The 17774-nt window shown below is 64.4% G+C and carries 17 protein-coding genes; 13 read left to right on the top strand and 4 right to left on the bottom strand.

Features of this window, described 5'->3' with window-relative positions:
• Positions 1–46 precede the first annotated feature (46 nt).
• The 8 genes from ACLD02_RS10655 (at position 47) to nqrM (ending at position 7416) form a co-directional block, all read left to right on the top strand.
• Entirely contained in the window at positions 47–1393 is a 1347-nt protein-coding gene (locus ACLD02_RS10655; protein ID WP_203102333.1) for a Na(+)-translocating NADH-quinone reductase subunit A, read from the top strand.
• Between the two features lies 1 nt (position 1394).
• Positions 1395–2654 carry an NADH:ubiquinone reductase (Na(+)-transporting) subunit B gene (locus tag ACLD02_RS10650; RefSeq protein ID WP_203102335.1) on the top strand — a complete coding sequence of 420 codons (1260 nt, stop codon included), beginning with the start codon at positions 1395–1397 and terminating at the stop codon, positions 2652–2654.
• A complete protein-coding gene (locus ACLD02_RS10645) occupies positions 2654–3466 on the top strand; it encodes a Na(+)-translocating NADH-quinone reductase subunit C (RefSeq protein ID WP_203102337.1) in 813 nt (270 codons plus the stop codon). Before ACLD02_RS10650 ends, ACLD02_RS10645 begins: the two co-directional genes overlap by 1 nt.
• Positions 3466–4131: an NADH:ubiquinone reductase (Na(+)-transporting) subunit D gene (locus ACLD02_RS10640; protein ID WP_203102339.1), complete on the top strand. Its 666-nt coding sequence runs from the start codon at positions 3466–3468 to the stop codon at positions 4129–4131. Before ACLD02_RS10645 ends, ACLD02_RS10640 begins: the two co-directional genes overlap by 1 nt.
• A gap of 25 nt (positions 4132–4156) precedes the next feature.
• Positions 4157–4777, top strand: coding sequence for an NADH:ubiquinone reductase (Na(+)-transporting) subunit E (gene nqrE, locus ACLD02_RS10635; RefSeq protein WP_194297618.1), 621 nt, complete (start codon positions 4157–4159; stop codon positions 4775–4777).
• 21 nt (positions 4778–4798) lie between these two features.
• Positions 4799–6028 carry an NADH:ubiquinone reductase (Na(+)-transporting) subunit F gene (nqrF, locus tag ACLD02_RS10630; protein ID WP_203102341.1) on the top strand — a complete coding sequence of 410 codons (1230 nt, stop codon included), beginning with the start codon at positions 4799–4801 and terminating at the stop codon, positions 6026–6028.
• Between the two features lie 121 nt (positions 6029–6149).
• On the top strand, positions 6150–7178 hold the full coding sequence (locus tag ACLD02_RS10625; protein WP_410298680.1) for an FAD:protein FMN transferase: 1029 nt from the start codon (positions 6150–6152) through the stop codon (positions 7176–7178).
• A gap of 1 nt (position 7179) precedes the next feature.
• Positions 7180–7416 (top strand): (Na+)-NQR maturation NqrM, encoded by a 237-nt coding sequence (gene nqrM / locus ACLD02_RS10620; RefSeq protein WP_203102345.1) that lies wholly within the window; start codon positions 7180–7182, stop codon positions 7414–7416.
• Between the two features lie 192 nt (positions 7417–7608).
• Here nqrM and ACLD02_RS10615 read toward each other — a convergent pair whose 3' ends face one another.
• Positions 7609–8721 (bottom strand): GNAT family N-acetyltransferase/peptidase C39 family protein, encoded by a 1113-nt coding sequence (locus ACLD02_RS10615; protein WP_410298679.1) that lies wholly within the window; start codon positions 8719–8721, stop codon positions 7609–7611.
• Between the two features lie 119 nt (positions 8722–8840).
• Here ACLD02_RS10615 and ACLD02_RS10610 point away from each other — a divergent pair, with 119 nt between their 5' ends.
• The gene (locus tag ACLD02_RS10610; RefSeq protein WP_410298678.1) at positions 8841–9980 is read left to right on the top strand and encodes a patatin-like phospholipase family protein; all 1140 of its coding nucleotides are present in this window, start codon (positions 8841–8843) and stop codon (positions 9978–9980) included.
• Between the two features lie 80 nt (positions 9981–10060).
• On the opposite strand, the gene ACLD02_RS10605 is transcribed toward ACLD02_RS10610, so the two are convergent.
• The gene (locus ACLD02_RS10605) at positions 10061–10813 is read right to left on the bottom strand and encodes a glycerophosphodiester phosphodiesterase (protein WP_203102351.1); all 753 of its coding nucleotides are present in this window, start codon (positions 10811–10813) and stop codon (positions 10061–10063) included.
• Between the two features lie 407 nt (positions 10814–11220).
• Here ACLD02_RS10605 and ACLD02_RS10600 point away from each other — a divergent pair, with 407 nt between their 5' ends.
• The 3 genes from ACLD02_RS10600 (at position 11221) to ACLD02_RS10590 (ending at position 14315) form a co-directional block, all read left to right on the top strand.
• Entirely contained in the window at positions 11221–12387 is a 1167-nt protein-coding gene (locus tag ACLD02_RS10600) for a sulfotransferase family protein (RefSeq protein ID WP_410298677.1), read from the top strand.
• A 91-nt stretch (positions 12388–12478) separates the two neighbouring features.
• Entirely contained in the window at positions 12479–13615 is a 1137-nt protein-coding gene (locus ACLD02_RS10595; RefSeq protein ID WP_410298676.1) for a glycosyltransferase, read from the top strand.
• A gap of 1 nt (position 13616) precedes the next feature.
• Positions 13617–14315: a polysaccharide deacetylase family protein gene (locus tag ACLD02_RS10590; protein WP_203102357.1), complete on the top strand. Its 699-nt coding sequence runs from the start codon at positions 13617–13619 to the stop codon at positions 14313–14315.
• A gap of 7 nt (positions 14316–14322) precedes the next feature.
• On the opposite strand, the gene ACLD02_RS10585 is transcribed toward ACLD02_RS10590, so the two are convergent.
• Positions 14323–14493, bottom strand: coding sequence for a hypothetical protein (locus ACLD02_RS10585; protein WP_203102359.1), 171 nt, complete (start codon positions 14491–14493; stop codon positions 14323–14325).
• A 57-nt stretch (positions 14494–14550) separates the two neighbouring features.
• The gene (locus tag ACLD02_RS10580) at positions 14551–15459 is read right to left on the bottom strand and encodes a LysR family transcriptional regulator (protein WP_203102361.1); all 909 of its coding nucleotides are present in this window, start codon (positions 15457–15459) and stop codon (positions 14551–14553) included.
• 915 nt (positions 15460–16374) lie between these two features.
• Here ACLD02_RS10580 and ACLD02_RS10575 point away from each other — a divergent pair.
• Complete coding sequence (locus ACLD02_RS10575; protein ID WP_410298675.1) at positions 16375–17706, top strand: OmpP1/FadL family transporter; 1332 nt, start codon at positions 16375–16377, stop codon at positions 17704–17706.
• The last annotated feature ends 68 nt before the right edge of the window (positions 17707–17774 follow it).

Raw genomic sequence — 17774 nt, 5'->3', positions numbered from 1 at the left:
GAATGCGCCGCTCGACTTCAGCAACACGCAACGTGGGCGAGACACTATGATCAAAATCAAGAAGGGGCTTGACCTGCCCATCGCTGGCGCGCCGCGTCAGACGATCGAGGAGGGTCATCAGGTCCGTTCTGTCGCCGTGCTCGGCGGCGACTACGTGGGGATGAAACCGACCATGGAGGTCCGCGAAGGCGACACGGTCAAGAAGGGCCAGCTGCTCTTCACGGACAAAAAGACCGACGGTGTGAAATACACCGCGCCCGCCGGCGGCAAGGTGACGGCCGTGAATCGCGGCCACAAACGCGTCCTCCAGTCCGTGGTGATCGAAATCGCCGATCAGGAAGAGGAAGTCACCTTCACCGCCCACGACCCCGCGTCCCTGGCGTCCCTGGATCGGGAAGCCGTGCAGTCGCAACTGGTCGACTCCGGCGAGTGGACCCTGCTGCGCACTCGCCCCTACGGCAAGGTGCCGGCACCGGGCAGCACCCCCAACTCCATCTTCGTGACCGCCATCGACACCAACCCCCTGGCCCAGGACCCGGCGGTGGTGATCAAGGAAAACGAAGACGCTTTCCGCCACGGTCTCACCGTTCTCACCCGCCTCACCGACGGTCCGGTATGGGTGTGCAAGGCGGCCGGCGGCAACCTGCCGTCCTTCGCCGAAGGCCAGGTCCGTGAGGAAACCTTCGGTGGTAAGCATCCGGCGGGCAACGCCGGCACCCATATCCATCATCTGGATCCGGTAGGCCCGCAAAAAACCGTCTGGAGCCTCGGCTACCAGGACGTGATCGCCATTGGCAAGCTGTTCACCGAAGGCCGCCTCGCCACCGACCGCGTGGTCGCCCTGACCGGCCCGCAGGTGAAGACGCCGCGCCTGCTGCGCACCCGCGTCGGCGCCAGCCTGGAAGACTTCACCCGAGGTGAACTCAAGGAAGGCGATAACCGCTTGATTGGCGGTTCCGTGTTCAACGGCCACCATGCCCGTGGCCCGATGATGTTCCTCAGCCGCGTCAGCAACCAGGTGACGGTGCTGCGCGAAGGCCGCGACCGCGAACTGCTGGGCTATATCTCCCCCGGCATGAACCGCTTCTCGGTGATGAACATCTACCTGTCCAAGCTGATGCCCGGCAAGCGCTTCAACCTCACCACCACCACCAATGGCAGCGAGCGCGCCATGGTGCCGATCGGTGCCTACGAGCAGGTCATGCCGCTGGACATCCTGCCCACCCAGTTGCTGCGTTCCCTGATCGTCGGCGACACCGACAGTTCCGTGGCGCTGGGCGCCCTGGAGCTGGTGGAAGAGGACCTGGCCCTGTGCACCTATGTGTGCCCCGGCAAGTACGAATACGGGCCGATCCTGCGCGACAACCTGACCACGATCGAGGCGGAGAGCTGAGATGGGCCTGAGAAACTACATCGACGACAAAATCGCGCCTCACTTCCACGAGGGCGGCAAGCTCGAGAAGTACTACGTCTTCTTCGAGATGTTCGACACCATGCTGTACAGCCCGGATTCGGTGACCCGGTCCGCGGCCCACGTGCGCGACGGCATCGACCTCAAGCGCATCATGATGACGGTCTGGTTCGCCACTTTCCCGGCGATCCTGTTCGGTCTGTACAACACCGGCTACCAGGCCAACCTGCAGATCACCGAGTTCGGTTACGACGCCATCCCCGGCTGGCGCGCGGACCTGGTGATGGCGCTCACCGGCTTCGACTACCAGAGTTTCTGGGCCAATCTGTTGCACGGCCTGGTTTACTACGTGCCGATCCTGATCGCCGTCTACCTGACCGGTTTCTTCTGGGAGGCGCTGTTCGCCTGGAAGCGCGGCCATGAAGTGAACGAGGGCTTCTTCGTCACCGGTATCCTGTTCACCCTGATCCTGCCGCCGTCGATTCCGCTCTGGCAGGTGGTGCTGGGGGTTTCCTTTGGCATCGTGATCGGCAAGGAAGTGTTCGGCGGCACCGGCAAGAACTTCCTCAACCCGGCACTGGTCGGTCGTGCCTTCCTGTACTTCGCCTACCCGGCGCAAATGTCCGGCGACGCCGTGTGGACCGCCGTGGACAACTTCTCCGGCGCCACCCCCCTGGGGCTGGCGGCCAACGGTGATCTGAACTTCGCCGCCGGCCTGTCCGAGAACGCCCTGGCCGCCGGCGCCAACGGCGCCACCCAGAGCCTGGCCTGGATGGATACCTTCCTGGGCGGCATCCAGGGCTGCATCGGCGAAACCTCGGTGATCGCCATCGGCCTGGGCGCGGCCTTCCTGCTGCTCACCAAGATCGCCTCCTGGCGCATCATGCTCGGCGTGCTGATCGGCCTGGTGGCCATGAGCGGCCTGTTCAACGCCATCGGCAGCGACTCCAACCCGATGTTCGCCATGCCCTGGTACTGGCACCTGACCGTAGGCGGCCTGGCGTTCGGCCTGGTGTTCATGGCCACCGACCCGGTGTCCGCGGCCATGACCAATACCGGCAAGCTGATTTTCGGCGCGCTGATCGGCGTCATGACGGTACTGATCCGGGTGGTCAACCCGGCCTTCCCGGAAGGCATCATGCTGGCCATCCTGTTCGGTAACCTGTGCGCGCCCCTGATTGACTACTTCGTGACTCAGGCGAACATCCGTCGTCGCCTGCGTCGGACCGGTGGAGCGGTGTAATGGCTGGAAACAAAGAGAGCGTAGCAAAAACCCTCACGGTCGCGTTTCTGGTGTGTCTGGTGTGCGCGGTGGTGGTGTCCACCGCCGCCGTGACCCTGCGCCCCGTGCAGCAGAAGAACCAGACCCTGGACCGCCGCGTCAACATCCTCCAGGCCGCCGGCCTCTACCAGCCCGGCATGGACGTGGAGGCGGCCTTCAAGACCATTGAACGTCGCTTCGTCGATCTGGACACTGGGGAGTACGTCGACAAGCCGGACTCCTACGACCAGCTCAAGGCCTCCAAGGACCCGCAGCAGAGCGAGGCGCTCAGTGGCGAGGAGGACATCGCCAGCATCAAGCGCCAGGCGGACGTGGCCGAGGTATTCCTGGCCCGCGACGACAACGGTGATCTCAGCCGCATCATCCTGCCGGTGCGCGGCTACGGCCTGTGGTCCACCCTGTACGGTTTCATGGCACTGGAACCGGACGCCAAGACCATCGCCGGCCTGGGCTTCTACCAGCACGGTGAAACCCCGGGCCTGGGCGGCGAGGTGGACAATCCCAAGTGGAAGGCACTCTGGGAAGGCAAGAAGATTTACGACGAAGACGGCGACGTGGCCATCCAGGTGATCAAGGGCACCGTCGACAGCAACACGCCCAACGCGGACAACAAGGTGGACGGCCTGGCCGGCGCCACCCTGACCAGCAAGGGCGTGAGTCATTTGGTGCGGTTCTGGGTCGGTGAAAAAGGCTTTGGCCCCTATCTGGAACGCATGCGCAACGGCGAGGCCGATAACGGCTCCAACGCCGGCGACACTGGAGGAGAGGCGTAATGGCGGAGAAGACCAAGGACCTGTTGTTCGGTCCCATTTTCGACAACAACCCCATCGCGCTGCAGATCCTGGGTATCTGCTCCGCGCTGGCTGTCACCAGTAACCTGAGCACCACGGTGACCATGTGCATCGCGCTGACCATGGTGACCGCGTTCTCGAACTTTTTCGTGAGCACGGTGCGTAACGTGATCCCGTCGAGCATCCGCATCATCGTGCAGATGACCATCATCGCCTCCCTGGTGATCGTGGTGGATCAGTTCCTGAAGGCCTACGCCTACAGCATCTCCAAGCAGCTTTCGGTGTTCGTCGGCCTGATCATCACCAACTGCATCGTGATGGGTCGCGCCGAAGCCTTCGCCATGAAGAACGCTCCGGTTCCGTCCTTCATGGACGGCATCGGCAACGGCCTGGGCTACTCCGTGCTGCTGCTTACCCTGGGCTTCGTGCGCGAGCTGTTCGGCGCCGGCAGCCTGTTCGGCATGCAGGTGCTGCCGAGCACCGCCGACGGCGGCTGGTACCAGACCAACGGCCTGCTGCTGCTGCCGCCCAGCGCCTTCTTCCTGATCGGCTGCTTTATCTGGGCGGTACGTACCTGGAAGCCGGAGCAGGTGGAGAAGGACGAGTTCAAGATGAAGCCGCACACCCGCGTCAGCGACGCGTTTTAACGGCGTGGAACAGGGGAGTTAACCAATGTTTGAACATTATATCAGCCTGTTCGTCCGCGCCGTGTTCGTGGAGAACATGGCGCTGGCGTTCTTCCTGGGGATGTGTACCTTCATCGCCATCTCCAAGAAGATCTCCACCGCCATCGGTCTGGGCATCGCCGTGGTCGTGGTGCTTACCATCACCGTGCCGGTGAACAACCTGATTCTTAAGTACCTGCTCGACGAGGGCGCGCTGGCCTGGACCGGCATCGATGCCCTGGCCAACCTGGACCTGCGTTTCCTGGGGCTGCTCAGCTACATCGGCGTGATCGCGGCGATCGTGCAGATCCTGGAAATGACCCTGGATAAGTACGTGCCCAGCCTGTACAACGCCCTGGGCATCTTCCTGCCGCTGATCACCGTGAACTGCGCCATTCTTGGCGCGTCCCTGTTCATGGTGGAACGCGACTACAACTTCGGCGAATCCCTGGTTTATGGCATTGGCGCCGGTACCGGTTGGGCCCTGGCGATCACGCTGCTGGCCGGTATCCGCGAGAAGCTGAAGTACAGCGACGTACCCGACGGCCTCAAGGGGCTGGGCATCACCTTCATCACGGTGGGGCTGATGTCACTCGGGTTCATGTCCTTCTCCGGCGTGCAACTCTAAGGGTAAGGGGAGAGCCAGAACATGAGTTTTGAAATCATTCTCGGCGTGGTCATGTTCACCGCCATCGTGCTCGCGCTGGTGGCGGTGATTCTCGCCGCCCGCTCGCGGCTGGTGATCAGCGGCGACGTCCACATCGACATCAACGGCGACCAGGAAAAGAGCATCGACGCGCCCGCTGGCGGCAAGCTGCTCGGCACCCTGGCCGATCAGGGTATCTTCCTGTCCTCCGCCTGTGGCGGCGGCGGTACCTGCGCGCAGTGCAAATGCCAGGTGCTCGACGGTGGCGGTGACATTCTGCCCACCGAGGAAGGCCACTTCACCAAGGGCGAAATCCGCGACGGCTGGCGTCTGAGCTGTCAGGTCAACGTCAAGCAGGACATGAAGATCAAGGTGCCCGAGGAATTCTTCGGCGTGAAGAAATGGGAATGCGAAGTCGTTTCCAACCCCAACGTGGCCACCTTCATCAAGGAACTGACCCTGAAGCTGCCGGAAGGCGAGGAAGTGGACTTCCGCGCCGGCGGTTACGTGCAGCTCGAAGCGCCGCCCTACGACATCGATTTCTCGAACTTCGATATCGATGAAGAGTTCCGCGGTGACTGGGAGCACTTCAAGTTCTTCGATCTCAAGGCCAAGAACAACGAAACCGTGGTGCGCGCCTACTCCATGGCCAACTACCCGGAAGAGAAGGGCATCCTCAAGTTCAACATCCGGATCGCCACGCCGCCCCCGGGCGCCAAGGACATTCCGCCGGGCCTGATGAGCTCCTTCGTGTTCAACCTGAAGCCGGGCGACAAGATCACCGTGTTCGGTCCCTTCGGTGAGTTCTTCGCCAAGGACACCGACGCCGAGATGGTGTTCATCGGCGGTGGCGCCGGCATGGCCCCCATGCGCAGCCACATCTTCGACCAGCTCAAGCGTCTCAACTCCAAGCGCAAGATCAGCTTCTGGTACGGCGCGCGGAGCTGGCGCGAGACCTTCTACAACGAAGAGTACGATCAGCTCGCCGAAGAGAACGACAACTTCGAGTGGCACCTGGCCCTGTCCGATCCGCAACCGGAGGACAACTGGGAAGGCCCCACCGGCTTCATCCACAACGTGGTCTACGAAATGTACCTCAAGGACCACCCGGCACCGGAAGACTGCGAGTACTATATGTGCGGCCCGCCGATGATGAACGCCTCCGTGATCAAGATGCTCGAGGATCTGGGCGTCGAGCCGGAAAACATCATGCTCGACGACTTCGGGGGCTGATTAAGCCTCGGGTATCGCGACCGGGCGGCGCACCGCTTCAGTCGCGATCCGGGGTCGCCCCGCGCCCCGACGATGGCCTCGCCGCTCCTCGGCATCCCCCAACCCGCGAATCGGCAGCCCCATGCGAATCCCTCTCTTCCGCCTGTTCCCGCTCCTCGCCCTCCTGGCGCTCCTCGCCGCCTGCGACGACACCAGCGACCGCCTTTCCGCGCTCAACGGGCCCACCATGGGCACCACCTGGTCGGTGAAATTCACCGGCACCCCCGGCGGTGGCGTTCCGGCCCTGCGCAAGGACATCGAATCGGCCCTGGAGCAGGTCAACGCGGACATGAGCACCTACCGTGAAGACGCCACCATCAGCCGTTTCAACCGCGCCGACGCCGGTCGCGCGGTGACCGTCTCCAAGGATTTCGCCAAGGTGCTCAAGGAAGCCCTGTCGATCTCCCGGGATACCGACGGCGCCTACGACGTCACCGTCGGGCCGCTGGTCAACCTGTGGGGCTTCGGCCCCGACCCGGAACGGTTCGAGCCGCCGCCGGAGGCGGACATCGAAGCGGCCCGGGCCCGGGTTGGCTGGGACAAGCTCAAGCTCAACGGCGACCAACTGGCGCAACCCGGCGGCGTCTATCTGGATCTGTCGTCCATCGCCAAGGGCTTCGCCGTGGACAAAGTGGCGGAAGTGCTGGAAAGCGCCGGCATCAAGAACTATCTGGTGGAGATCGGCGGCGAACTCCGTGCCGGCGGTCACAAGCCCTATGGTCAGCCCTGGCGCGTCGCCGTGGAGCGACCGATCGCCGGCGTCCGGGAAATGGAGAAGGTGATCGCCCTCGAAAACCTGGCCATCGCCACCAGCGGTGATTACCGCAACTTCTTCGAGGACGACGGCACCCTGTATTCTCACACCATCGATCCGCGCACCGGCTACCCGGTGGGCCATCAACTGGGCTCGGTCACCGTGTTACACTCCAGTTGCATGGTGGCGGATGGTTTGGCCACCGCGCTCACCGTGCTGGGGCCCGAAAAAGGGCGGGCGTTCGCCGAAGCCCGCGAACTGCCGGTCTTGTTCATTGTCCGAACCAAGGACGGCCCCGAGGAAATCATGACCCCCGCCTTCCGGACCCTCCTGGAAGCCGAGGAAGGAGGAAACTGAAATGCTCGCCACCGTACTCGCCAGCTTCGTGATCGTGGCCCTGCTGTTCGCCGGCATGGCCATCGGCGTGATTCTCTCCAACAAGCCCGTCAAAGGCTCCTGCGGCGGCCTCGCCGCCCTCGGCATGAAGGACGGCTGCGAAATCTGCGGCGGCGACAAGGACGCCTGCGAGGAGAACACCCGCCAGGTCAACGCCCAACGCGCCGCCGAACTTGGCCGCGACGTCCTCAAAACCTGAACCGGCACCGCGGCCGGCGGCTCGTGCCGTCCGCCGCGTTGATCGCGACTGAAGCCGCTCCTACAAAACCTTGCCAATAGCCACTGTAGGAGCGACTTCAGTCGCGATCCGTGCCATCCGCCACCACCACGCCCGACCCGGGCCCCATCGCGCCGACGCCACACGGTAGGCGCAACCGGGCGGCGCTCCGCTTCAGTCGCGACCCGGGCGCCCGACGATGACGGCGGTGCGCAGGCGCGCCTGGCCGTAACGGGTCATGCGCTCGAAACGGTCCCGGGTGATCGGTACATGCTGGCAATCCAGCGGTACCTGATCCTCCGCCGGGTCCGGGTCGTGGATGTAGAAGCACTCGTCGTCGGCGCCGCTGACCACCACCCAATGGGGCGCCTTGCGTCCGTCCAGCCGCCAGGTGCTGATCAGCACGATGGCCACGTCGCCGTTTTCCAGCGCCCGATCCAGCCGCGCCGCGCTGAGTTCCTGGTAATGCACGGGAATCCCTGAAGCACGGGCCTGTTCCTCGAAATGGTCGTGCACGGTCTCGATCACGCGCTTCTTGTTTTCGTCGCGCACTGAATCCAGGAACAGCGGCCCGCGCTGGTTGCAGTACACCTCGGCATTCAGGCCGCGCCGCCGCGCCGCCAGGGCCAGCCCCAGGGGATGGCAGCCGCCGTGGCCGGCGGTCATGAAGATGGTGGTGGCCTCGCGCCAGATCAGCAACTCCTCGCGGGCGTCCGGAACGCGGTGGAGCAGGGCCGCCAGGGCCATCTGCAGACACGCCGGCCCGCAGGTGAACTCGGTGCCCTGGCGCACCCAGGGCAGCGCCAGCCGGTTGCCGCCCTGGGGCGTGTAGTGCAGCCGCTTCTGGTAGCGCAGGGCGTCCTCGTGGTCCTCGTAGTAATCCGGCGTGCGCGCGAACAGTTTGTAGCCGCGCCGTTCGTAGAGGCGAATGGCGGCGGCGTTATCGCGGCGCACTTCCAGGCGCAGGTAGAGGCGTTTTTCCTGGTGGGCGTAGTCCTCGGCGGCGTCCAGGAGCCGTTCACCAAGCCCCTGGCCGCGCCGGTCCGGGTCGGTGGCGATGGAATACAGCCGCGCCAGCCGCGTGCCGCGCTGCAGAATCACCAATGCATAGCCGGCCAGGGCGCCGTCCTCGGCGAGCGCCAGAATCAGCCCGGAGTGGGCCTGGCGTATCCAGTGGCGGAAGCTGCGGCGTGACAACCGGTCGCTCTGGAAGCAGCGGCGCTCCAGGGCGGTAAGGGCATCGAGATCGTCGGCACGGGCGGGGCGGAAGGTGAAACGATGGGCCATGGGCATATCCATTGAAGTGCGGCCAGCATAGCGCCGCGCCGCCGCCCGGCGCCAGCGCTTTCCGACGGATGACGGGGCCCGCCCGGTCGCCCATAATGCGTGCATAAGGAGATCGCACCATGCCAGTTTCGTCCGCCCCCACGCGGGGGCTGATTCTGTCCGGCGGTGGCGCCCGCGCCGCCTACCAGGTGGGCGTGCTCAGTGCCATCGCGGACATGTCGCCGCCCAGCGCCACCAATCCCTTCCCGATCATCTGCGGCACGTCCGCCGGCGCCATCAATGCCGCCGGCCTGGCCGCCGGCGCCCACGATTACCGCCTGGCGGTGCGCGGCCTGGAGCAGGTGTGGGCGAACATGACCGCCGACCAGGTCTACCGCACCGACATCGTCGCCTTCGTGCGCAGCCTGTTGCGCTGGGTGTTCAGTTCCGCCGCCGCCGGCCGTGGCACCACGCGCAGCGCGCTGCTCGACAACACGCCGCTGAAACGGCTGCTGCGGCTGGTGATCAATTTTCAACGCATCGGCCAGAGCATCGACGAAGGCCATCTGCGGGCCCTGTCGATCACCGCGTCCAGCTACGCCTCCGGCGAATCCGTGGCGTTCTTCCAGGGCGCGCCGGACCTGCCGGAATGGAACCGGGCGCGGCGCCTGGGGCGGCGTTCCGCCATCGGCGTGCAGCACCTGCTGGCCTCGGCGGCGATTCCGCTGCTGTTCCCCGCCGAGCAGGTGGATGGCCGTTACTATGGTGACGGCGCCGTGCGCCAGCTGGCGCCGGTGAGCCCGGCGCTGCATCTGGGCGCCGACCGGCTGCTGGTGATCGGCGTATCCGGCCATTCCTCCGCCGCTCACCAGCGGCAGTTGAGCGGTTACCCGTCCCTGGCCCAGGTGCTCGGCCACGTACTGGACAGTGTGTTCGTGGACACTCTGGAAGGGGACGTGGAGCGTCTGGAACGGATCAACCGCACCGTGCAGGCGCTCAGCAACCGGGCCCGCAGCCAGCATGAGATCCAGCTCCGCAAGGTGGACGTACTGAAAATCTACCCGTCCCAGCCGCTGGACGAAATCGCCGCCGAGCACACCAAGGAGCTGCCGCGTACCCTGCGCTTTTTCCTGCGCGGCTCCGGGGCGACCCGGTCACCAGGGGCATCGGCGGTCAGTTATCTGCTGTTCGAGCCGGGCTTCACGGGGCGCTTGATGGCCTTGGGGTATCAGGACGCCAAGGCCCGCGAGGAGGAAATCCGCGCCTTTTTGCGGGATTGAGGGGGCGTTATCGCGACTGAAGTCGCTCCTACAAAACCTTGCCAATAGCCACTGTAGGAGCGGCCGGGCGGGGCTCCGCTTCAGTCGCGGTTGGCGCCGCGTTTATTGAAATGCGCGATGAAGCTGGTCGGGAAATCGGTGATGATGCCGTCCACGCCGAGCCCGGCCAGGCGCTCCGCCTCCACCAGATCGTTCACCGTCCAGGTGGACACTTTCAACCCCCGGCGCCGAGCGCGGCGCATTAGCGCCGGGGTCACCAGGGAATGGCGTGGCATCAGCCAGGCGCAGCCCAGGCCGGCGGCGCGCCGGGTGGGTTGCTGGTAGCGGTATTCCACCACGTAGCCGCGCTCCACCCGGGGAGTCATGTTGCCCAGCATGCGTAGAAAACCGGTGTGCTTCGAGGTCACCACCACCCGCTCATGGAGCCCCAGCTCGTCGATCAGTGCCACCAGACGGTGGGCAAGCCGGTGCAGCAGAGCGGACTCAGTGCCCTTCACCTCGAACTGAAAACGCATCGTCGGGCCGCACAGCTCCACCACTTCGCGCAGGGAGGGGATGCACACCGGGCTGTGCCAGCCGGGAGTGTCGTGGCGCGCGTCGAGCACCCCCAGTTGTGCCAGGGTGTAGTGGTGCGCCTTGCCCCGTTCGCCGGTGGTACGGGTAACGTGCTGGTCGTGCACCACGATCAAATGCCCGTCCCGGGACAGGCGTACGTCCAGCTCCACTTCGCGGGCACCGGCCTCCAGGGCGACCTGGAAACCGGCCAGGGTGTTTTCCGGGGCCTCGCCGCGGGCGCCGCGGTGGCCAACGATGGTAGGAATGCCTTGGTTCATGGGTCTCTTATGCAGCTATGCATCTATGCATCAGGCGTTGGGCGGACCGCCCGCCGGTTCGCCGGGCATTGTGCTTTGGCGCCCCGACCGCATCAATAGCCTCCGCCCATTTGTCACGCAATTGTCGCAACCGCCCCCGCCACGGTCTCCATGGAAGCAACCGTCGAAGCCCCCGTAGACCCCCCGTAGAACAGCCTGTAGAACAGCCCGTAGAACAGCCTGTAGGAGCGACTTCAGTCGCGATAACGGCCTGGCTGATCGCGACTGAAGTCGCTCCTACAGTCGCTCCTACAGTCGCGCCTAGGGGCGCGGCGCGGACCGTCCGGCGTTGAGCGGAGGCCCGTTGTCATGGAAGAGTCATGTTGGGCCTGCTAGGGTTGGCCCACCGCGAACCGCCGGAGACCGGGATGGGTTCCCTGATCAAGGCATACGCGGTGCTGTTCGTGCGCTCCTGGAATCCGGACTACGACGGCACCGTAAGCGGCGTCTCGCCGCGACGCTGGCTGGTGATGGCCGGCTTCTGGCCCCTGTTCCTCCTGGTGCAGGCGGTCAACGGCCTGGGGCTGCTGCTCGACCATCTGCTGTTTCCGGATTTCCGCCGCGTGCGGGTGCGCGAGCCGCTGTTCGTGGTGGGCGTGCCGCGCAGTGGCACCACCTTCCTGCACCGGCTGCTGGCCGCCGACGACAAGCGCTTCACCACCACCGCCCTATGGGAGCTGATCTTCGCCCCCTCGGTCACCCAGCGCTGCCTGTGGCGCGGGGCAGGGCGCCTGGATGCCCTGTTCGGGCGTCCGCTGGGCCGGGCCTTCCAGTGGCTGGAGCGACGCCTGCTGGGCGGCCTGGACGACGTCCACAAGACCGGCCTGCGCGATCCGGAGGAAGATTACCTGGCGCTGCTGCCGGTGCTCGGCTGCTTCCTGCTGGTGCTGGCCGTGCCGGACCCGCGCCTGTGGCGGCTCACCTACGCCGACCGGGACCTGCCGGCGGCGGAGAAACAGCGCCTGATGGCCGCCTACCGGCGCTTCGTGCAGCGCCACCTGTATTTCCACGGCGATCACCTGACCTTCCTGTCCAAGAACCCGTCGTTCACGCCGTTCATGGCGACTCTGGCGGCGGCCTTTCCGGATGCCCGCTTCATCGGCTGCCTGCGCAACCCCACGGCGGCGGTGCCCTCGCAGATCAACTCCATCGTCATCGGCGCCCGGGTGTTCGATGGCCGTGACACCGCCGCCTACTGGCGCGAGGGCTTCCTGGCCATGCTCGACTATTACTACCGCCATCTGCTGGAGCAACTGGAGCGGCTGCCACCGGAGCGCCAGGCCTTGTCCGTGATGGAAGCCCTGGCCGCCGAGCCGCGCGCCACCGTGGAGGGGTTCTACCGGCGCTTCGGGATGACCCCGTCACCGGCCTACCAGGCGCGGCTGGCCGCCGAGGACGAACGCGCCCGGCGCTACCGCAGCGGCCACCACTACTCCCTGGAAAGCCTGGGCGTGGCCCCCGAGCGGCTGTGCGCCACCTTCGGCTGGGTGTACGAAAAATTCAGTTACCCCTTGCCCGGGGTTGAACACGAGTGACATTTTTCTTGTCACAAATCGGAAATAAGTGGTACTCATACTGCCTGCTATGAAAACAAAAGACCTGCGAGTACTTTTTGTCGTGGACGCCATGAAAGGCCGCAATGGCGTCGGTGCCTACTTCCAGGATCTGGTGACGCACCTGGGCCAGGAGGTGGAACGAGCCGAACTGGTCTGTCCCAGCCTGGAAGAGCCCCACCCGTGCCAGGGTCTGTCCGTGCCGATTCCCGGCGACCCCACCCAGCGGTTGTTCTTCCCCAAGATGCGGGAACTGAGCGCCCTGGTGTGGGAGATGAAACCCCATGTGATCGTCATCCCCGGCCCCGGGATTTTCTCGCTGGGCGCTTACTGGATCGCCGGCAAGCTTGGCATTCCCGTGTGCGTGACCTTCCAGACCGACTATGACCGCCTGGTGCAGCTGTACTGGGGCCCGCGCCTGGCGCGGCTGGCCGGCGGCCTGCTCAACTGGCTGAACCGCACCATGTTCCGGGGCAGCAGCGCGGTGGCCACCATCTGTGAAAGCATGATCGCCGATGCCCGCGCCGCCGGCGCCCGCCATCCGCAACTGGTGGGCACGCCGCTGGGCGCGGAGTTCGTCAACAGTGCCGTGACGCCACTGGCCGACACCGTGGACTCAGTGCTCTATGTGGGCCGGCTGGCGGCGGAAAAGAACATCGAGCATTTCCTGGCCCTCGCCGAGGCGCACCCGGACTGCCGTTTCACCGTGGCCGGCGATGGTCCGCTGCGTGGCCTGGTGGAACAGCGTCGCAAGGAGCTGCCCAACCTGAATTTCCTGGGCTGGTGCAGTCGTGAACGGGTGGTGGCGGAGCTGGACGCCCACCAGGTGCTGGTGCTGCCCTCCGCCGTGGAGGCGTTCGGCACCGTGGCCCTGGAGGCTCTGGCCCGCGAACGCCTGGTGATCACCACGCCGGTCTGCGGCATCAATCAGTGGCCGGCCCTGGCCCGGGCTCTCACCGTGGCCGAGCCCGGCGAATGCCTGGCCGACACCCTGACCCGCCTGCGGGCAATGACGCCGGAGCGGCGCCGCGAGCAGGCTCGCGCCGGCCGCCAGGCCGCCCTGGCCATGAACCGCGAGGCCGTGGAGGGCTGGCTGCAAGTGCTCGGCGGCTGCGCGCGACAGGGCGCCGCCATGCCCAAGCCGCGCCGTTCACCGACCCTGGCGGTGCTGCGCCGGCTGAGCACCAGCCAGGCCCGCCCCGGGCTCTGACATGGCGCTTTCCGGGCTTGTTTCCATCCATGATGTAATGCCGGAAACCCGTGAGCGGGTGTCCGAGTTGCTGGAGCGGCTGGTGGACATCCCGGCCGGGGCGATCACCCTGCTGGTGGTGCCCGGTCGCGACTGGCACGCGGACGATCTGGACTGGCTCCGCGACCTGAGCGCGCGGGGCTACCCGCTGGCCGGCCACGGCTGGCGGCACCGCTGCGACCCGCCGCGCACCCTTCACCACCGCCTGCACAGCCGCTTTATTTCCCGCGACGTGGCCGAGCATTTGTCCCTGGACGGCGCCGCCATCGCCGCCTTGATCCAGGACTGCCACCGCTGGTTCGTGGAGCATGGACTGACGCCGTCGCCACTGTACGTGCCGCCGGCCTGGGCGCTGGGGCGCATCGAGCCACGCGCCCTGGCGGCGCTGCCGTTCCGCTACTTCGAAACCCTCGGCGGCGTATACGACGCCCGGGAACGTCGCTTTATCCGTTTGCCGCTGGTCGGGTTCGAGGCGGATACCGCCTGGCGCGCCTGGAGCCTTAATCTGTTCAACCGCGCCAACCTGGCGGCGGCGCTGCTGAGCGGGCGCTCACTGCGGGTGTCGATTCATCCCGGGGATCTGTACTACAAGCTGGGTGGGCAGGTGGAAGCCTGGGTGCGCCGGCTGGACCACACGCTGGATTACCCGGCGCTGGCCTGAGGTGGACCTAGCCGCGCACGGCGGTGGGGCGGCGGGGCAGGTCCGCGTCGGAGGAAGAGCTTTCACCGCCGATGGTGGGCCCGTCGGCGGCGGAGGGATCGCTGGCGAAACCGGCCCCGGGCATATAGAAAAACGCCGCAAGAAGCAGCAGCACCCGAGTCAGAAATCTGGTTTTCATGAAGCCCCCTCCCCATGTGACCCGGGGAGACTAACGCCTGAGGCGTGAAGATCGCGTTCAGCCGGCGCTTGCCTGCAGCCGTTCGGCACGGTCTTCCAGGAACGCCACGAAAGCGCGGGTCTTGGCCGGGATCAGCTCGCGGCCGGCGTACACCAGATAGAAATCCAGATCCGGCGCCCGGTAACCGGGCAGCAACCGCACCAGTTCGCCGCTTTCCAGCTTGTCCTCGATGTCCCACAGGCTCTTCATGGCGATGCCCTGACCGTCCAGCACCCACTCACGCAATGTTTCGCTGTTGTCGGTGATCAGGCCGCCTTTTACCCGCACTGAATGGCGTTTGCCGGATTCATCCTCCAGCACCCAGAGGTCCTTGAAAGAGCCCGGGCAATCCAGAATCAGGCAGGCGTGTTCCTTCAGTTCCTGGGGCGTGGTCGGCGCCGGGTGGCGTTGCAGATAGGCCGGCGAGGCGCACGGCACGCAGGGGTTGCGCAGAATGCGCTTGGCCACCAGGGAGGAGTCCTGCGGCTGGCCGATCACGATGGCCACGTCCACCTGGCCGGCGCCGGTGTCCGGGTCGCGGTCGCCGAAATTGAGCTGCACGGAAAGATCCGGGTACTGGGCCGCGAATTCCGACACCAGCGGCGCGATCCGGCGCCGCGCCAGGCCGATGCTCGACGTAATGCGCAACACACCCTGCGGTTGCAGGCTGCTTTTGCTGACCTTGGTGACCACCGCGTCCAGTTCGTCGAGCAGCCGGTCGACGTGTTCATAAAGATCGCGGCCCTCGTCGGTAAGCTTGAGCCCGCGAGAATTACGCACCAACAGGCGCACGCCCATTTGCTGCTCGATACGGGTGATGTATTTGCTGACCGAAGCAATGGAAAGGTCCAGCGTCTTGGACGCTTGGGAGATGGTCCCTGCTTTGACAACCGCCACGAAAATGGCGAAATCCGCAAGCCGTTTCATCGCGCATTCCCTTTTTGTTGTTTACACCTGATTTCGTTTTTTTAATAACCGCGCCGAGGCACGGTGAAGCGGGGTGCATGTACGTCCATCCATGAACGTTGTTGAGTATGGCACACTCGTTCCGCTACGACCATAGCCGGAGGAAACACCGGTTTTATCCTTTGAGTACACCGGACCCCGCACCAGAGCGAAGGCCGCCCCTTTCTGTTTTGCCGCCAGCAGGCCCGGTTTTCCAGCCAGCGGCCGATGTCATGTTCCTTTAGGTAACACCTGTAAACAAGGTCAACATCGAGCATGACGATGTTTCCTACATTATAGGATTAAGGAAAGGATTTTGCCCAAAAAGATACAAAACAATTGTTTGTGTATATTTTTTTGCCGGTTTCTCCGCCCAAACAGCCTTGGACTTGCCGGGCCATAAGTGTTTACATCTGTGCTTGTGCTGGCCAGGGTTCGCCGTCGACGGCGTAATTCGCGGGGTTAAGGGAAAAGCGGCCTTTTCATTTTTTGAAAGGCTCCTTTTCATTGTTTTTGTGTTTACGGTTTCATCGTCGACCCACTAGGATTCTGTCAGTCTCCCCGTTGTCATTCCGGCGTCCGGGCAGGGCGCCAAAAAAAACAACAAACGGACAAGAAATCAGCCGTGTCTGAAACGCGGTGAAGTACAACAAAAAAGAAGGAGGTCGAGAACGAATGTTCTTTGTATCGACAAGCCAGGACGGCGCATCCGTTCCCCCAATATCAACACACCGCTTCGTTTAAACGCCTTACTCCCGGCGGCTCTAGCCGTGGAGACCGTTTAACGCGGCGCTATGATCCTTACCGAAAATGTAAAAGCTGTGCTAATGGTTGAGCTGCGGTCACCCGGCTGCGTTCATCAAGAAGAACAACATCAGGTAGAAAGGTTGTCTAACTATGAAAAAATCGATAATCAAAACAATCCTGTTGCCCGCGGGAATGCTGGCTCTCGGCTCGCCCGCGCTCGCCAATATGGGCAACACGGGCACCACCTACGGTCTGTTCCCGTCGGATATTGCCTCAGCCCAGGCGCTCTCACTGTTCAGCACGAACACGTCCTCCACTTACTACAACCCCGCCAACCTGGTGCGGGATCGTCGTAGCGAGGTAACCGGCGCGATCTTCCACGCCGAGCACGACCTGAACACCGAAAGCCCGAACCCCGCCTACGACGGCAACATTCTCGACACCCCGTCGCAACAACTGATGCTGGGGCTCAAGGCGGACCTCAGCGGCCTGATGAAATCCCAACACCCGATCTACCTGGGCTTCGTCGCCGGCGTGGACCGTTACGGCAAGGAAATGCTGGCGTTCAGTTCTTCCGCGGAAGGGGACAACGCTCAATACTTCCAATACGACCGTCAGCCGCTGTTCCTGGCCGCCAGTATCGGCACCAACGTCTGGCGCGGCATCAAGTTCGGCGCCGGCGTGCAGGTGACCCTGCACAACGACGCGGAGCTGTTCATCACCAACAACCTGGCCGGCACCACCACCTACGAGCGGGTGAGCGTGCAATCCAGCCCGCAGTTCCGGCCCCTGCTTGGCCTCACCATGAACGTTGGCGAAACCTTCTGCCACGTCGAGGATTGCTGGCTGGACAAACTGCACACCGCCATCAGCTACCGCGCCTCCGCGGATCAGCAGACCTCGGTGTCCTCCAACGCCATTATTCCGGGCGCGGTGGGCTCGCCGGGTATTCCGATCGAGGTCAACAATGTCATCGATTCGTTCCAGCCGGCGGTTACCGCCGCGGGCTTCCAGTACGACTTCGGTGCCTGGCGTCTGGGCTTCACCGCGGAGTACCAGGAATGGTCCCGCCTGGGCAGCAAGCTGCGTGACGACACCATCAAGGACCAGGCCGGTCTGGAATTCGAGGACATTTTCGTGCCGCGCGTGGGCCTGGAAATCGACCTCAACGACGTCTTCATGGTCACCTCCGGTGTCGCCTGGGAAAAATCCCCGCTCAAGAACAACTCTTCCCTGGACGTGAACTACGTCGACGCCGACCGCCTGGTGGTGGGCGTGGGTATCAGCGCCAACTTCAAACACGTACCCATGATCGCGCACCCGGTCACCATGAGCTTCGGGTATCAGTACCAGCAGCTCGACGAGCGTGATTTCCAACTGAGCCGCTCGCAGCGGCTGGGCCAGCCGGACCAGACCTACGGAACGGTGACCACGGACGGCGAAGTGAACGTATTCGCCGGCTCCATCACCATGAAGTTCTAACCGGCTAAACGAATACGGTGGGTACCACAATGCGAAATAAAAACTACCAATACGACAATAAGCAGAAC

Origin of the sequence: Alloalcanivorax sp. C16-2 (genome assembly GCF_046507615.1) — a bacterium.
GTDB classification, from domain to species: Bacteria; Pseudomonadota; Gammaproteobacteria; order Pseudomonadales; family Alcanivoracaceae; genus Alloalcanivorax; species Alloalcanivorax marinus_A.
This window is presented reverse-complemented; position numbering and strand designations above follow the sequence as displayed.

Bases quoted from the DNA above. Each gene is read 5' to 3' on its own strand.
- ACLD02_RS10650 (WP_203102335.1), top strand. From the start codon at position 1,395: ATGGGCCTGAGAAACTACATCGACGACAAAATCGCGCCTCACTTCCAC.
- nqrF (WP_203102341.1), top strand. From the start codon at position 4,799: ATGAGTTTTGAAATCATTCTCGGCGTGGTCATGTTCACCGCCATCGTG.
- ACLD02_RS10585 (WP_203102359.1), bottom strand. From the start codon at position 14,493: ATGAAAACCAGATTTCTGACTCGGGTGCTGCTGCTTCTTGCGGCGTTT.
- ACLD02_RS10605 (WP_203102351.1), bottom strand. From the start codon at position 10,813: ATGAACCAAGGCATTCCTACCATCGTTGGCCACCGCGGCGCCCGCGGC.
- ACLD02_RS10615 (WP_410298679.1), bottom strand. From the start codon at position 8,721: ATGGCCCATCGTTTCACCTTCCGCCCCGCCCGTGCCGACGATCTCGAT.
- ACLD02_RS10625 (WP_410298680.1), top strand. From the start codon at position 6,150: ATGCGAATCCCTCTCTTCCGCCTGTTCCCGCTCCTCGCCCTCCTGGCG.
- ACLD02_RS10575 (WP_410298675.1), top strand. From the start codon at position 16,375: ATGAAAAAATCGATAATCAAAACAATCCTGTTGCCCGCGGGAATGCTG.
- ACLD02_RS10595 (WP_410298676.1), top strand. From the start codon at position 12,479: ATGAAAGGCCGCAATGGCGTCGGTGCCTACTTCCAGGATCTGGTGACG.
- ACLD02_RS10610 (WP_410298678.1), top strand. From the start codon at position 8,841: ATGCCAGTTTCGTCCGCCCCCACGCGGGGGCTGATTCTGTCCGGCGGT.
- nqrE (WP_194297618.1), top strand. From the start codon at position 4,157: ATGTTTGAACATTATATCAGCCTGTTCGTCCGCGCCGTGTTCGTGGAG.
- ACLD02_RS10640 (WP_203102339.1), top strand. From the start codon at position 3,466: ATGGCGGAGAAGACCAAGGACCTGTTGTTCGGTCCCATTTTCGACAAC.
- ACLD02_RS10600 (WP_410298677.1), top strand. From the start codon at position 11,221: ATGGGTTCCCTGATCAAGGCATACGCGGTGCTGTTCGTGCGCTCCTGG.
- ACLD02_RS10655 (WP_203102333.1), top strand. From the start codon at position 47: ATGATCAAAATCAAGAAGGGGCTTGACCTGCCCATCGCTGGCGCGCCG.
- ACLD02_RS10590 (WP_203102357.1), top strand. From the start codon at position 13,617: ATGGCGCTTTCCGGGCTTGTTTCCATCCATGATGTAATGCCGGAAACC.
- ACLD02_RS10645 (WP_203102337.1), top strand. From the start codon at position 2,654: ATGGCTGGAAACAAAGAGAGCGTAGCAAAAACCCTCACGGTCGCGTTT.
- ACLD02_RS10580 (WP_203102361.1), bottom strand. From the start codon at position 15,459: ATGAAACGGCTTGCGGATTTCGCCATTTTCGTGGCGGTTGTCAAAGCA.
- nqrM (WP_203102345.1), top strand. From the start codon at position 7,180: ATGCTCGCCACCGTACTCGCCAGCTTCGTGATCGTGGCCCTGCTGTTC.